This is a genomic window from Flavobacterium sp. P21 (assembly GCF_050632225.1).
Classification (GTDB): domain Bacteria; phylum Bacteroidota; class Bacteroidia; order Flavobacteriales; family Flavobacteriaceae; genus Flavobacterium.
This window is the reverse complement of sequence record NZ_CP192585.1, coordinates 2273131-2288243: the sequence shown is the minus strand read 5'-3', so window position 1 is coordinate 2288243 and position 15113 is coordinate 2273131. Positions and strand designations below refer to the sequence as shown.

Here is a 15113-nt window from a genome sequence, read left to right as displayed (position 1 = left end):
TAGAACAAATAAATATTTCTGGCATTTTATAGCGTACTAATTTCAAGCATATACCCTTTCCCGCGTACAACAACAATTTTTAGATTTGGATCAAATTCCAGTTTTTTTCTAAGTTTTGATATGAACATATCTAGACTACGCCCGACTATAACACCTTCATCTTCCCATATTTCTTTTTGAATTCGTTTTTTTCTATAATCTCGTTAGGAGACAATGCAAAAATAAGCAGTAAACGGGTTTCTGTTCCGGTCAGGTCGATTGTCTTTCCATTTATAAAAAGTTTCTTGTTTACCGCATCAAACAACGCCGAGCCCAAAGCGATAGCGCCTTTATGTTCAGTATGCGACAAAACCTTTTTCGGCTTAAAAGTTCTAAAAAAATAAAACCTAAAAATCCTAAAAAGGACACACTAGCCAAAAAATATCCGTTCTTAACTATATTTATGTTTGTCGCTTCTAATTTTATATTAATCCTATAACAGGCTTTGGGTTGCTTTCTTCCTATGCAGGCCACAATATCATCCTTTTTATTTTTGGAAATAGCATATCCATAAGCCACACTTGAATCGCTACAGTTCAAAACCTTAACTATGTAATTATTGGCAAACGAAGAGTTGTCTAAAAAACGATTCGTTGTAGCTATTAAACTGTCCGGTTGAAAAGTAAAATCATTCTCAAAACTAATCTGATATTCATTTTCTGCGATTTTTTTCACAGGTAGCACTCTCGATATACTATCGCCCGATTGTAGTAATATTTCATGTCCAATTCTGCGAAGCAATATTTCTCTTCTGGCATAATCAAAATCATCATTATCCTCCGTGCTAAAAGCAAGACAGATTACACAGATAATGGAGATAAATAATAATCCCAACACGTATTTGCGTTTTCCTGAAAGAAGATTTCTGCTAATAAACATAGTATCAAGTTTTTATTTACAAAGTTTACATTTTTATTTACAATTTTTAGCTCACAGTACGCAAAATAATAAAGTAATTTGCTTCATAAACTTTAAAAAGAGATAAAATTAGAGTATTAATTAAAACATCAAAAACATGAAAAAAATCATTTATTTGCTGATCTTATTATTGGTTGTAGTAAGCGGAGTGGTATTTGCTAATCGTAAAATTAAAAATGAAACCATTAAAAATACAAACTCAAAACCTCTCACTATGGCTGAAAGGAAAGCCGCATTAAAAAAATGGGAAGCTACTCCTGATGGCATAATGTACAAAAAATGGGAAGCCTCTGACGCAGGTCAAAAAGTACATGCCAGTGCCATTAAAATAAGCAAGCCCATTAAGGATTACACCAATATGGAAGCAACTGTAACCTCTCTTTCCCTTCCTGCTGGCTCAAGATTAGGTTTCGGTATAATGGCCAAGATTAATGGAGAAGATTATATTCTTGCTTTTGGAACAGAAAAGTCAGATTATACTGTTTTGAATTTTAACAATAGTTTTGACCAATTAAAAACATTAAAAGTAAACGACAAAATAATTATACGAAGCCATAGCGTATCGCAAGCGCCAAAATATTCATATCCGATAATTAGCGTTGACTATGTAGAACAAAACAATAAAACAATTTATAAACGCGCACCTCGCAATGACGGTGACGGTTGTTAAGTCAAAAACGGATAAAAAGAAGAAAGAAAAAAATTCTCTTAAAAAGGATTAATTAGTTTTCAGTCACAGTCGCAGTTTTCAGTCTCAAAAGAAACTGAAAACTGTGACTGAAAACTGAGACTTTTATTTAACCGGAATATTAGAAAGAATTTCCAATACAAATTTCCAATATTTTTGAGCAGATGAAATACTCGCTCTTTCATCTGGAGAATGCGCTCCGTGAATAGTTGGTCCAAAAGAAATCATATCCATTCCAGGATAATTCGTTCCTAAAATACCGCATTCTAAACCAGCGTGACATGCTACAACTTTTGGTTGTTCTCCGTTTTGTTTTTCGTAAATCTCTTTTAAAACCTCTAAAATTTCTGAATTTACATTTGGTGTCCATCCTGGGTAAGAACCTGTAAGTTCTACCTCGCATCCAACTAATTCAAATGCAGAACGCAACGAATTTGCCAAATCAAATTTTGAAGATTCTACAGAAGAACGTGTTAAACATCCAACCAAAATTTCTCCATCTTTAATAATAACTCTAGCAATATTATTTGAAGTTTCAACTAAATCAGCCATATCAGCGCTCATTCTGTAAACGCCGTTGTGTGCCGCATAAATCGCTCTGATGATTCCTTCTTGAACACCTAAGTCCATAACTTTTTCTGGCAAATCGCCCTTTACGATTTCAATCGTTAAGTTTGGTTCCGTTGTTTTATATTCTGCTTTGATATCAGCAATGATTTCTTGCATATCATACACATAAGCTTCATCAAACATTTGAGAAATAATTACTTTAGCAACACTTTCTCTCGGAATTGCATTTCTCAAACTTCCTCCGTTGATTTCTACGATCTGCAAACCAAAGTTTTCAAAAGCATCAAACAACAAACGGTTCATGATTTTATTGGCATTTCCTAAACCTTTATGAATATCCATTCCTGAATGTCCTCCGTTTAAGCCTTTTACTGTAATTGTATAGCCAACAGAACCTTCTGGAACTTCTTCTTCGTGATACGTTCTTGTTGCCGTAACATCAATTCCGCCAGCACATCCAATATCAATTTCGTCATCTTCTTCAGTATCCAAATTCAATAAAATCTGACCTTGCAAAATGCCTCCTTTTAAGTTTAAAGCACCAGTCATTCCAGTTTCTTCGTCAACTGTAAACAAAGCTTCGATTGCAGGATGCGGAATATCTTTGCTTTCCAAAATAGCCATAATAGTCGCTACTCCAAGTCCGTTGTCAGCTCCAAGTGTTGTGCCTCGCGCTCGAACCCAGTCACCATCAACATACATGTCGATTCCTTGAGTATCAAAATCAAAAACAGTATCTGCATTTTTTGGTGCACCATATCAAGATGCCCCTGCATAACGATTGGCTTGCGATTTTCCATTTCTGGAGTTGCCGGTTTTCTAATGATTACATTTCTGATTTCATCTTCAAAAGTTTCTAAACCTAAGCTGTTTCCAAAGTTTTTCATAAACTCGATAACACGCTCTTCTTTCTTTGAGGGACGCGGAACGGCATTTAAATCTGCGAATTTATTCCAAAGTGCTTTTGGCTCCAGATTTCTTACTTCTTGACTCATATATTTTTGTTTGATGTTTAACAATTAAGAGCTCCAAAGTTACAAAGTTTATATTTTTTTTGCCACGAATTTCACAAATTAGCACTAATTATATCCTGTATGAGGTTCAATTTCACAAATTTCAATCCTTATAACTTCCATTTGGATGATCAACAAAAAAATAAATCGTGAATTCTTGGTTATCTTTTTATTTGCCTCGAAAAATCAACCACAAATTCCGCAAATTAGCGCAAATTCTAGGCTTTCATTTGCATGATATAAAAAAATAATTCGTGAATTCGTAGCTAACTTCTTTTTGTCGATTGATATTTGTATCTATATTTACGTATCTAAAAAATCAATCCGTGAAACGAAAATATATACTTCCTATATTCCTTTTAGTTCAGATTATCTTTTTAAAAATCCTGCAATTTTTTCCAGATTATGTTGAAGGCTTTTACAGCAATAATTTATACTTCCGAATTTCGCATTTTTTACGAAGTGTTTTGGGCAAAATTCCGTTTTCTGTTGGGGATTGTTTTTATGCTATTTTGATTCTTTCGATAATCAGTTGGTTTTGGAGAATCAGAAAAACTTGGAGATTAGAATGGAAAGATCATATTTTAAAAATTTTAGGCAAAATCTCTATATACTACTTCTTATTTCATGTGCTTTGGGCGTTCAATTATTACCGTGAACCACTATTTGAAAAAATGGAAATCAAAAGAGAATATACTGATGCTGATCTTTTGGCTTTCACAAAAAGATTAATTTCAAAAACCAATGAAATTCAGTTTCAAATCACAAAAAACGACAGTGCAAAAGTGGTTTTTCCGTATTCTCAAAAAGAAGTTTTTGAAATGAATATTAACGGATATAACAATTTAGCCAAAGAACATCCTTACTTTAAATATGAAATTTTGAGCGTCAAAAAATCATTATTCAGTGTGCCGCTGACTTATATGGGATTTGGAGGTTATTTGAATCCGTTTACAAATGAAGCTCAAGTAAATGATTTGTTGCCAATGTATAACTTCCCGATTACAAGTTCGCACGAAATGGCGCATCAAATTGGTTTTGCGAGCGAAAATGAATGCAATTTTATTGGAGTCTTGGCAACCGTAAAAAACAAAAATCCATATTATCAATATTCTGGATATAGCTTTGCTTTACGTTATTGTCTCGGAATTTGGCAATTCAAAAATGAAAAAATCTTTAATGAATTAAAGAAAACAGTTCATGCCGGAATTTTAAAAAACTATCAAGAAAGTCAAGATTTCTGGAAAAAATACGACACATTTATCGACAAAGGTTTTCATTTTCTTTATGATAATTTCCTGAAAACAAATAATCAAAAAGATGGAATGGAAAGCTACAGCAAGTTTATTGATTTGATGATTAATTATTATAAAGGAAAAGAGCTTTAGTGCTTTTTAACTTTGATACAAAAAAACCTAACAGGCTTTAAAAACCTGTTAGGATAATAAACTTATTTAATTAAGGCAAAACTTCGATTTCTAAACCAGAATTCCAATTTCTATATTCGTTTTCATAATACAAATAGGCCGATGACGCAACGCCTTTATAACTTCCTGGAACAACAGCTTTAAGATCAATATTCACTTTTCGGATTTCTTTGGCATCTAATTTTCTAAAATAAAGCACCAATTCATTTCCAAAGATTTCATAATAATCAACTATATTTTTATCTGTAAGCTCCTTCAATTGCCAAGGTTCTGGGGTTGTTCCACCAGGAATTCCAATTCTTGCTATTGGATTAGAAACTTGCTCATTGCTATTATTTTGAATCTCGATTTCAACTCTAGCTGTTTCACTAATTTTCAGCTTATTAGTCGCTGATTTTGTCTTCAAACTTAATTTGCATTCCTTAGCATTATTTGGAACAAAAGTATGATACTGGATATATAACGTATACGGAATTGATTTTTCAGCAGAAATCTGAATCGAAAAATTGTTGACTCCAGAATTAATTTCCAAATCTTTCAGCATTACATTTTCATTTGAATCTTTTTTGCTTAAATCAACAGCTTTATTATTTAAATTCAGTGTTACCTCAGTAGAAGTAGCTGATTCCGTATTGATTTTAGAAAACTCTGTAATTGCTTTCAAAGCTAATGCTGTAGCTTGTGTAGAACCAAATCCGTAGCTTGTTTTTGCTTTCTGAATATAGTCTAAAACATCCAAAATAGTTTTTGAAATTTTCTTTTCTTTTAACAAAGCAAGAGCGTAAAGGGAATTAACTTCAATATTCAACGATTTTCCATAACTATTAATAACGGATTGTTCCGCCTTAAGTTCCTTAAATCCAATTTTAGCAACTTTATCCTTTATCAAACTCATCAGTTGCTTGTAATTCTCCATTTTATCCAAATTAAATGAAGTCAAAGCCAGCAAATTCATTCGGTATAAATCGTTGCTATTTAAGGCTTCTTCCAAAGCTGTTTCGTATTGTTTTTGAATATCGTTCTGCCCTATTTCAGATAATACATAAACGATATAGGCATTATTTACTTGATATTTTATTCCCGAAAAACCATATTTCGCAGGATTTTGCTTAAAGCCACCTTTTTCATCTTTTCTTGAATTCAGCCAGCGCATTGATCGCTCAATCAACTTTTGATCGATATTGATATATTCTTTCATTTCATGAAACTGAAGCAAACCGTAAGCCGTTAAGGCTTCGTTGCCTGGATTTCCTCCGTACCATTCAAAACCGCCGTCTTTTGATTCGTAATTTTTTAATTTAGTATAGCCATTTTCCAAATATCGCATGGCATTCTCTTTAAATTCTGGCGTAGTCATTTTGTATTTCAGCAATTGCATAGCCATTATATTTGGATAATTTGAAGATGAAACTTGCTCAAAACATCCATAAGGTTCACGCACCATGCCTTCTAGTCCATCAAAAATAGACGAAAACGGATTTATAAATAATTTGAATCCTGCATCCATAGATCCAGGAACAAAATCAGGAATATTAAAATCTTTCGTTTGCGATTTTGTTCCAGAAATATCATCATTTACCGGAAATCCCTTTGAAAAAATATCAATATTCTTTTTGATTTTAGTTTTAAAGTTTTCGGCGCTCAATAAAATTTCAAACGGAAAGTTTTTTCCAACCTTATCTGTTTTTACAGTCACATAAATTGTTTTGGATTCATTTGGTTTTAAATCAATTATGGAGTCTTTTTGAGCAACATTTTGTTCATTGAATATGGTTTTGCATTCTAATTTTACATTTTTACCTGAATTGTTTTTCATCCAAAGTGGCATCAAAACCTTATCAGCTTGCGAAGCGTATAAAGGAACTTTTATATCTGTCTGAATCAAATCTTTTACGGCAAAAACTGCTTCGCCTTTTCCGACATCTCCATTATAAGAAATTCCTTCGGCCATGATTTTAAACGAAGTGCTATCATCTGAATTGTAAAATTCAAAATTTGCTTCACCTTTATTATTCGTATGAACAACAGCATTCCAATAAATACAATTTCTAAAATCTGTTTTTTCTTCAGCGATTAGGGTTTTATATTTTGGTGCATAAAAACTATCAGCCTCATTTACATATTTTGAATCGCCTTTTACAACATCCTGAAAAGTATAATAATGCGTTTTTCCAAAAACAATCTGCGGGTCATTTGCCTTGCTTTTTGTGGTTACCAAAATAACACCGTACACACCCGCTGTGCCATAAGTTGCTGAAGCCGAAGCATCTTTTAAAAATACTACAGATTCAATAGAATTTGCCGGAAGGCTTCCAAAAACAGATGAATTTTCGTTATTCGCATACGGAATTCCATCTACTACAATCAATGGTTGGCCTCCAGATCTGCTTCCATAAACAGAAGACAAACCTCTGATGACCACTTTATCTGCAGAACTCGTTTGACCGGAAGAAGACGAAATTTGAATTCCTGGTAAACGACCGCTTAACGCATTTGAAAAAATTTCCTGATTCGAAACCATTACCACAGAACCTGAAACCATGCTTCTTGTTACGGTTCCATAACCTACGACCATAACTTCTTGCAATCTTTGAGAATCGTTATTTAACGAAATACTCTGGCCTTGAAATTGTCTTTTTTGATTTTCTCCTATCTTTTTTCTTCATATTTGTAATCAATATTTAAAGTTGCCGTGTTGGTAAGCGTATCTTTAATCATCGCAAAAACAGTCGCATGTGAAATTGAATTTTTAATTTCTAATTCCTCCCTATTTTTGTATTCGGCTGTGAGAACTCCAAAATTTGAAAAGTGAACTCGGTTGAATTTAAAATAACCGCTTTTGTTGCTTTTGGTTTCAAAAACCTTTCTTTCATCGGTAAAAAACAGCACTCTCACTGAGGCTGGTTTTCCATTTTTTTCAAAACAAATCCTTCAAGGGTATTGCTCTTTTCTGGCTCAACGACAACATTCGAACTTAGCAGTTTTTGAAGATCATTTTGATTGTATTTTCTCCAACCTTGCGTGTTTAAAAGCAAATCGATCGCTTTTTCTCGCTCTTCCAATTTTTTATTTTCGTCAAAATAAAATCTTGGTTCGTGAATCTTTCCTTTTAATTCAAAACCCAAAAGAAGCCACGACAAAATATTGTCTTGCTTATCATCGATATAAGTCAGAAGTTTTGAATCAGCTACTGATATTGACAAATTAGAAGCAATTAGCGCATTATTTTTGTCTTTCGTAACCACAGAAACTTTTACTTTCTCTCTTGGCAAATACGTTTCTTTATCAGTCTTGATTTCGATTTTCAATCCGTTTTGATAATTCACAAAAATTAATCTTTCTGCCACAATTTTGTCTTCGATTGCTAACGAAAAAGACTGAATTCCAACAGGAAATTCTTTAGTATTTACCTCAATTGTGTTCCAACCTTGAGCTAAATTTACCAGAATTGTTTTGTGAATTTTAGCCGTATTTCTAATCAGTATTTTTCCTTGAACAGCTATTGGCGAATAAATTTTCAAAACAGCATTTTCCTGATTCTTTTCGGCATTTATCACAAATAGATTTTTTTCGGCAACAGGCAATGCAATTTTTTCTTCAGATGCAAAAGGTGAAGTCAATACAGCAAAATATTTTTTATTTTCTTCTGATTTCAACTTGACGTTCCCCATTCCGTCATGAAAACTCTTGAAATCGGTGACTTTATTCCCTTTTTCATCTTCTATAAATCCTGCAACATCCATTGGAAGACCAAATTCATTTTTTGCTATAAAAAACAATGAAGACGTTTCGTTTAGAACTAAATTTCCGCTTTCGGCCAAAAACTGCAAATCGACAAAATTCAAGTTTATTGGAATCGATCTCGTAACAGATTCTTTGAAATTATCATAATCCAGCATTACATTTAAAATTCCGTCGTTTGATTTCAGGTTTTCAGGAAGTTTAAAACGAATTATCGCTTTTCCTAAATCATCGGTTTTTGCATGAAGCGAATCCATTTTGCTTCCGCCAATGAAAATATCATATTTAAATTCATAATTTCGTATAGGCTGATTTTGCAGATTTTTAACCTCAAAATCGGCTTCGCATATTTCACCCTTTCCATAGGCTTTTTTTCTGAAATCCAAAGTCATCAAAATTCTTGGCGAAATCACCTTTTGAACAAAAACATTCTTTTCAAAAATATTATCAGAAACCTGATTTTGAAGTCGCGTATAAGCTCGGATTTTATAAATACCTGAAACACCATCTTTCGGAATTTCATACGATCCAGCCGTATTTCCATCTTTAATAAAATAAATTTGGCTTTTTATTTTTTTATTGCTTCCGTCAAATAAATCGACATAAAGATAATCGCTCAAATTTGAGGGTTTGTTGTCGCTTTTGGTAACAAAAGCTTTAAAATAGATTATTTCGCCTGGGAAATACAATACATTATTGAATTGCAAATAGACTTTTTCTGTCAATGATTTTTTATAAACAGCATTCCATTCGTTTTCAATATTTTGAGCAAATACACTTTGAAACAAAAGCAAAAAGAATATGTATTTTATATTTTTCATCGGACTAAAATTTAATGGTTAAAGATGACCCAAAGCTTTGCATCATTGGCGAATTGAAATAATCTAATCCGGTTGTATCAATGGAATTAAACATCGAATTATTACTAAAAGCCGACTTGCTTTTTGCCATAATGAAGGCATTATTCATAAAAATGGCAACAGAATAATTGAGGTTGTTCCGAGTCCAATTTGTCATTTTTGAATACGATAATGTAATCGAACTTAATCGAAAGTATGTGGCGTCTTCGATTGCATCTTCGGCAACTCCATCAATTCCGTAGCGTGCCCAGCGATTCTGTTCGACAGGAAGGTTTACATCATAAAAAGAAACCGCTTTTGTGTTTGGCAAACCTGCCTGCGTCACGCCATCAAATATATAATTGGTCGTGTTGCGTTGTGATCCTGTTACCGCAGATTTTCCATAATAATTAAGCGTTTGTTGTGTTCCGTTCCAAATTTCGCCTCCTTGGCTCCATTCAAAAGTCAAACTGAGTTTTAAATCTTTATATGTAAAACAGTTATAAAACCCAACAACAAAATCTGGATTTGGATTTCCTAAAATTTTAGGATTCGAATCTTTTATGGGAAAACCAGAATCGTCAATAATAATATTGTTTTTGCTGTCTCTCAAATAGCCGTTTCCAACAATTACGCCGAGTGGCTGGCCAACAATGTAATTTTTATTAACGTCAGCAAAACCAGCAAATGGAATTCGCGCTTGATTGTTGTTCAAACTTGTTACTTCATTTTTATAATAGGTGAAATTTAAATTGAAGTTGTAATTAACATTACGATTATAAAAACGTGGCTTTTGAATGTCAAATTCAATTCCGTTTTGTTTATAATTTACATCTGGCGACCAGCTTACGGTATTCGAATTAAAAATTGGTGTATATAAATTATCGACTTTTTTATGATAGTAAACCAGATTCAAATTCAAATACCTGAAATTGCAACTCAGTTTTAGATTGGTAATTTGCTCTTTTGTTGGTACCGCACCGCGTGATGTAATTAACTCCAAACCATTTTCAAGTTCTTTAAATTGATTTATTTGATAGCGCGACGAATTAAAATTCAAATTATTATTCTGCAATGAAGGCTCAGTTTCATTATAACCATGATCGAGTGTAAAACTTAAATTACTGTCAAAAAGATTTCTTAATTCGGCCGATCCAAAATAATTCGTCATCAAATGATTTTGAACTGTTGAAGAATAGTTCAAATCTGATTTTGCTTTTAAAAATAAATCGGCATAACCAATTATATTAGTCAAGACATAAGCGCCATTTACATTATAGAAAACCTCAAATCTGTCTTGAGCCACATTCAGATTATTTTTGATTTGGCTGTTTTTAGGAAAATCTGCTGACGATGTAAATCCGCTGAAATAATCGCGATTCAATTCTCTGTCAGAAAATCTAAAATCGATTTTAGATTCTATGACTAAATCACCGTTGGTATGTTTACAAACATCCGAAGCCGATGCCGTTTTGAATTTCTCAGTTCGTTCATTAAAATTTGGCGCAATAATTCCTGCACTGTAAAAAGCTTGTCCGTTTGTATTTGTAATCTCTGAAGATTGAAAACTTGCAGTAATCTTATTTTCGTTGTGCCAACCTTTATAAGTATGATTGAAATTAAATGAAAGCGTTTTGCTTTTATTCTCGTCCAGATTATTTTCAAGCAAATAATACGGATTATTCTCAAAAGCTGAAAAACTTCTTTGTTGCCCATTAGACAAAACAGAAGCCAAACCAGTATCAAAATGAATTGGCGTTACGGCATTGGCAAAAATAATTTTATTGATGCCGAAATTAGAATTTGACAAATTATTTGTAAAATCATTATAAGTCAAAAGCGTTTCTATAGTGCTTTTGTCTGAAACCTTTCTGAAATATTTTAAAGAGGTCGTAATTTCATTATTTCGAGTATCTGGAATCGCAATATTTCCTGTTTTATAGGCAAATCTTATGTGAAGCATATTTTGTTTTGGGCCAATGATTTGTGCATTCAAAGCTGTTTTGCTTTCTATGGCATTCTGAAAAAAATGATTCGGATTATATAGCTCCAACTGACTTGCTCCAGCAGAAGATCTGTTTTCAATATCTCCTTGCGGATAATATTCTGAAGCATTTTGAGAATATTGCAATGTACTTACATTTGGTCCCCAACTAAAAATTTCATTGGTTTGTGGCGCTTGATAAATTAATGTTCCGTTTTGGCTTCGGCCTTGTGCATATTCATTTTGGTATTTAGGCAAACGAAATGGCGTCGAAACCAAAAGTTCTTGTGCCACTTCAAATGCTATTCTGTTATATTGATTTTTATATTTCAAATTATAAAAACCATGCTCTTTTCTGGTAATATTCAATATATCAGAACGATCTACATCTCTATTCAAATCAAATTCAAAATATCCAGAAGGTTTTGAGGATTGCAGAGAATCTACTGTTTTTTCGAGCTTTTCAAGATAATCGTTGCTTTCAATTGGTGTTACTCTTTCATCATTTTCCAAAAAAGTCCGAGTGGAAATTCTGAATATTTTTGTTTTCATCCCAAGATAAGAAATCGACAGTTCATCTCCCTCTCGAACTTCGATCGAATAATTTCCATCAAAATCTGTTGAAACGCAGTTTTTAGTATTCACAACGCACACATAAGCGCCAGGAACAGGTTGTCCGTCAGAGCTAACATTGCCTTTATAAATGGACTGGGAAAAACTGATAGAAGATATAAAAAGAAAAAGTAATAGTTTATTCATACTGCTGTTTTATACTATAGAGCTCAATTCTTGCTAAAAGGTTGGGAACAAAATAAAAAAAGCAAGAATACAGCAAAAATTTAATTTTATGTTAATTTTTTTATCTTCACCTGTAACAAAAATCATTTCACGACTACTAATACCTATATGAGCGAAAACCTAGAACAATCATTTGTTGCGCAATTGCAGGCAAATCAGAATATAATCCACAAGATTTGTAGATTATATACTGCCGGCGAAGATGCTCACAAAGACTTGTTTCAGGAAATTACCATTCAGCTCTGGAAAGCATATCCTAAATTTAGAGGCGACAGTAAATTTTCGACCTGGACTTATCGTGTTGCTTTAAATACTGCAATTACCTTATACCGAAAAACCAAACGAACCGTATCGACAGTAGAATATGAAAGTCATCAGCATTTTGTGAAAGATGTCGATTACAATTATGAAGAGGAAGAGCAGATTAAATTGATGTACAAAGCTGTTTACCAGCTCAACGACATTGAGAAAGCATTAGTTTTTATGTATTTAGAAGACAAAGATTATCAAGAAATAGCTGAAACTCTAGGGATCAGCGAAGTGAATGCGCGCGTGAAAATGAACCGAATTAAAGGGAAACTTAAAAAGATACTAAATCCTTAAAAATTATTATGAAAGAACTGGATTTATTAAAAAAAGACTGGAAAAAGAACTCGGATTCTTTTGAGCAAATTTCTGAAAAAGAAATCTACAAAATGATTCATAAAAAATCATCGTCAATTGTAAAGTTGATTTTGATCATAAGCATTTTGGAAATTTCGTTTTGGACTTTTTCCAATTTATTTATCAATACCGATGATTTATTAAATAAAATGAATCATCCTGAAATTGTGCTAGCACTAGATATTATAACCTATTTCAATTATGTAGTGGTTTTGATTTTTGTTATTATTTTTTACAAAAACTACAAAACAATTTCAGCTACTGTTGCCACAAAAAATTTAATGAGCGCCATATTAAAGACTCGAAAAACAGTTCAGTATTATGTATGGTATAACCTTGGAATGCTTGTTATTATTACGATAATTAGTTACTTCATCGCTTTTGTTTACAATCCTGACATGGCGTTTTTAAGAGAAAAATTAGCCGAAAACGGAAAAGCCTTATTCTTTACTGTGGGAATTTTGGTTCTGATCATATTAGGATTGTTCGGTATGTTTTGGTGCATTTACCGATTAGTTTACGGAACTTTATTACGCCGATTATACGCAAATTATAAGGAGTTGAAGAAGATTGATTTCTAATCTAAGATGCAAAGTTGCAAAGGCCCAAAGTGACAAAGGCTCAAAGGTTTTCATTTGAAGCTGAAAATCGCTTTGTAAAAAAATAAACTCAAGTAACTGTCACCCTGAGCGAAGTCGAAGGGTACAAAGTTAAGCTCAGCAAGAAGTAGGCTTCGACTTCGCTCAGCCTGACAAAGTAAAACGTGAAACTTGAAACTTGAAACTTGAAACAATCTAAAATCTAAAATCAGAAATCTAAAATCCCTAGTATTCCCATTGTCTTAACCTGTTAAGTTCTTCCTGTGCTTTGATTTCTTCAGCTGGAATAACTTTTAAGAAAGATGGATGTTGCTCGATTGCGTATTCTACTTTTTCTACAATTTCTTCGATTGTGTCGTTTTCATAATCAATATCAAGAGGTTCTTTGATAATGAAAGACTGCAGAATTCCTTTTTTCTTCATTCTTAAACCTTTTTTGTCAAATGATCTGCGGAAACCGTCAATAACAATAGGAATTACTATAGGTTTATGTTGCTTTATAATATGTGCCGTTCCTTTACGAACCGGCTTAAAAGACTTAGTAGTTCCTTGCGGAAAAGTAATTACCCAACCATCGTTCAGAGCAATTTTAATGTTCTCAGTGTCATTTGGGTTAACGTCTCTTTTTTCAGTAACATCAACTCCTTTTGCACGCCAAGTTCGCTCAACCGTGATTGCACCAACATAAGCTAAAATTCTTGGCAATAAACCCGCATGCATGGTTTCTTTTGCGGCAACATAATAAATATTCATTTTTGGTTGCCACAAATAACCAATGTTCTTAATAGTATCTTGACGTCCGCTTAAACTTGCGTTAAAGACATGAAACATTGCCACAACATCAGCAAAATAAGTTTGGTGATTCGAAATAAACAGCACATTAGTATCAGGCAATGTTTTGATGATTTCAGATCCTTCAATCTGCAATTCATTAAAACCTCTGTATCTTCGGTGCGTCATGGCTCCCAAGACACGGATTAACCATTTCTTGATGAATAAAATATGTCCAAAAGGATTTCGTTTAAACAATCCCATAGCTGTTTATTGTATTTTTTTTGTTAGTCCGCAAACATACAAAAATTATTCTTTCAGCAATACTGTATAGCAATTTCGGAAATAAATCGTTAAAATAATGAATATCAAATTGTTAATTTTTCATTTTTACGATTTTTCACCCAAAACTGTTTTTAGCACGTCGCGTAATTCACTTAATATCATTGCCGTTGCTCCCCAAACAATATGATTTTGGATGCTAAAAGCAGGAACGGGAATGTTGACTGCATAAGAAGTTGATAATGTGGCTTCGGTAATAATTTCGTCATTCAAAAAAACAGACAAAGGCAACTCGATAATATCGGCTACTTCTCGGATATCAGGATAAAATGAGAGTTCTTCTTTTGCGATTCCCATAAATGGATGAACCAAAAAATTGCTCGGCGGAATATACATTGGCGTAAAATGCTTAACTACTTCAATTTTTTCAGGAAGTATGCCAATTTCTTCATTGGTTTCTCTGAGTGCAGTGTCTTTAAAATCAAAATCTGAAAGTTCATATTTTCCTCCAGGAAATGCAATTTGCGAAGAATGAACTCCATTATATGCATTTCGAACAATCAAAACGAGATGTGTTTTTCCATTTTTTGGATAAAACAGCATCATAACAGCGGCAATTCTCGGATTTTTTGTACTTAAATCAAGGTTTTTAAGTTCCTGCATGCGTTCTTTTGGCGCCATTTTTATGTGCGAAGTTGTCGCTGGCAGTTCAACAGGAATTAAATTAGGAACATATTGCAAAAAATCTTGAAAATCCATATTCAAAGTTTATTTTTGTACT

Annotated in this window: 12 protein-coding genes and 1 pseudogene; 4 read left to right on the top strand and 9 right to left on the bottom strand. The window is 33.0% G+C overall.

Annotation, left to right across the window (positions count from 1 at the left end):
• Positions 1-26 precede the first annotated feature (26 nt).
• Together ACQ9BO_RS11305 and ACQ9BO_RS11300 are read right to left on the bottom strand one after the other, a co-directional pair.
• Positions 27-149, bottom strand: a complete 123-nt coding sequence (locus tag ACQ9BO_RS11305) for a winged helix-turn-helix domain-containing protein (protein WP_431245107.1) — start codon at positions 147-149, stop codon at positions 27-29.
• Positions 150-288: 139 nt separating this feature from the next.
• Entirely contained in the window at positions 289-918 is a 630-nt protein-coding gene (locus tag ACQ9BO_RS11300; protein WP_431244784.1) for a hypothetical protein, read from the bottom strand.
• A 136-nt stretch (positions 919-1054) separates the two neighbouring features.
• On the opposite strand from ACQ9BO_RS11300, the gene ACQ9BO_RS11295 reads away from it, so the two are divergent.
• The gene (locus ACQ9BO_RS11295; protein ID WP_431244783.1) at positions 1055-1627 is read left to right on the top strand and encodes a hypothetical protein; all 573 of its coding nucleotides are present in this window, start codon (positions 1055-1057) and stop codon (positions 1625-1627) included.
• A gap of 123 nt (positions 1628-1750) precedes the next feature.
• On the opposite strand, the pseudogene ACQ9BO_RS11290 reads toward ACQ9BO_RS11295, so the two are convergent.
• A pseudogene (locus tag ACQ9BO_RS11290) lies at positions 1751-3210 on the bottom strand (aminoacyl-histidine dipeptidase).
• A 344-nt stretch (positions 3211-3554) separates the two neighbouring features.
• On the opposite strand from ACQ9BO_RS11290, the gene ACQ9BO_RS11285 reads away from it, so the two are divergent.
• On the top strand, positions 3555-4616 hold the full coding sequence (locus tag ACQ9BO_RS11285) for a DUF3810 domain-containing protein (RefSeq protein WP_431244782.1): 1062 nt from the start codon (positions 3555-3557) through the stop codon (positions 4614-4616).
• 70 nt (positions 4617-4686) lie between these two features.
• Here ACQ9BO_RS11285 and ACQ9BO_RS11280 read toward each other — a convergent pair whose 3' ends face one another.
• From ACQ9BO_RS11280 to ACQ9BO_RS11265, 4 genes are all read right to left on the bottom strand, one after another.
• Positions 4687-7230, bottom strand: a complete 2544-nt coding sequence (locus ACQ9BO_RS11280) for a TonB-dependent receptor plug domain-containing protein (RefSeq protein WP_431244781.1) — start codon at positions 7228-7230, stop codon at positions 4687-4689.
• Between the two features lie 74 nt (positions 7231-7304).
• Positions 7305-7550, bottom strand: coding sequence for a hypothetical protein (locus tag ACQ9BO_RS11275; protein ID WP_431244780.1), 246 nt, complete (start codon positions 7548-7550; stop codon positions 7305-7307).
• Positions 7547-9217: a hypothetical protein gene (locus tag ACQ9BO_RS11270; RefSeq protein ID WP_431244779.1), complete on the bottom strand. Its 1671-nt coding sequence runs from the start codon at positions 9215-9217 to the stop codon at positions 7547-7549. Before ACQ9BO_RS11270 ends, ACQ9BO_RS11275 begins: the two co-directional genes overlap by 4 nt.
• 4 nt (positions 9218-9221) lie before the next feature.
• Positions 9222-11978 carry a carboxypeptidase-like regulatory domain-containing protein gene (locus tag ACQ9BO_RS11265; protein WP_431244778.1) on the bottom strand — a complete coding sequence of 919 codons (2757 nt, stop codon included), beginning with the start codon at positions 11976-11978 and terminating at the stop codon, positions 9222-9224.
• Between the two features lie 147 nt (positions 11979-12125).
• Here ACQ9BO_RS11265 and ACQ9BO_RS11260 point away from each other — a divergent pair, with 147 nt between their 5' ends.
• The gene (locus ACQ9BO_RS11260) at positions 12126-12620 is read left to right on the top strand and encodes an RNA polymerase sigma factor (RefSeq protein WP_068843197.1); all 495 of its coding nucleotides are present in this window, start codon (positions 12126-12128) and stop codon (positions 12618-12620) included.
• Between the two features lie 8 nt (positions 12621-12628).
• Positions 12629-13261, top strand: a complete 633-nt coding sequence (locus ACQ9BO_RS11255; RefSeq protein ID WP_431244777.1) for a hypothetical protein — start codon at positions 12629-12631, stop codon at positions 13259-13261.
• A gap of 243 nt (positions 13262-13504) precedes the next feature.
• On the opposite strand, the gene ACQ9BO_RS11250 is transcribed toward ACQ9BO_RS11255, so the two are convergent.
• Together ACQ9BO_RS11250 and ACQ9BO_RS11245 are read right to left on the bottom strand one after the other, a co-directional pair.
• A complete protein-coding gene (locus ACQ9BO_RS11250; protein ID WP_431244776.1) occupies positions 13505-14314 on the bottom strand; it encodes a lysophospholipid acyltransferase family protein in 810 nt (269 codons plus the stop codon).
• 126 nt (positions 14315-14440) lie between these two features.
• A complete protein-coding gene (locus tag ACQ9BO_RS11245; RefSeq protein WP_431244775.1) occupies positions 14441-15091 on the bottom strand; it encodes an NUDIX hydrolase in 651 nt (216 codons plus the stop codon).
• Positions 15092-15113: the final 22 nt, after the last annotated feature.

What these genes read in the sequence shown, in the direction of transcription:
- ACQ9BO_RS11300 (WP_431244784.1), bottom strand. Translation starts at nt 918, where the DNA reads ATGTTTATTAGCAGAAATCTTCTTTCAGGAAAACGCAAATACGTGTTG.
- ACQ9BO_RS11295 (WP_431244783.1), top strand. Translation starts at nt 1,055, where the DNA reads ATGAAAAAAATCATTTATTTGCTGATCTTATTATTGGTTGTAGTAAGC.
- ACQ9BO_RS11280 (WP_431244781.1), bottom strand. Translation starts at nt 7,230, where the DNA reads ATGGTCGTAGGTTATGGAACCGTAACAAGAAGCATGGTTTCAGGTTCT.
- ACQ9BO_RS11270 (WP_431244779.1), bottom strand. Translation starts at nt 9,217, where the DNA reads ATGAAAAATATAAAATACATATTCTTTTTGCTTTTGTTTCAAAGTGTA.
- ACQ9BO_RS11265 (WP_431244778.1), bottom strand. Translation starts at nt 11,978, where the DNA reads ATGAATAAACTATTACTTTTTCTTTTTATATCTTCTATCAGTTTTTCC.
- ACQ9BO_RS11260 (WP_068843197.1), top strand. Translation starts at nt 12,126, where the DNA reads ATGAGCGAAAACCTAGAACAATCATTTGTTGCGCAATTGCAGGCAAAT.
- ACQ9BO_RS11255 (WP_431244777.1), top strand. Translation starts at nt 12,629, where the DNA reads ATGAAAGAACTGGATTTATTAAAAAAAGACTGGAAAAAGAACTCGGAT.
- ACQ9BO_RS11250 (WP_431244776.1), bottom strand. Translation starts at nt 14,314, where the DNA reads ATGGGATTGTTTAAACGAAATCCTTTTGGACATATTTTATTCATCAAG.
- ACQ9BO_RS11245 (WP_431244775.1), bottom strand. Translation starts at nt 15,091, where the DNA reads ATGGATTTTCAAGATTTTTTGCAATATGTTCCTAATTTAATTCCTGTT.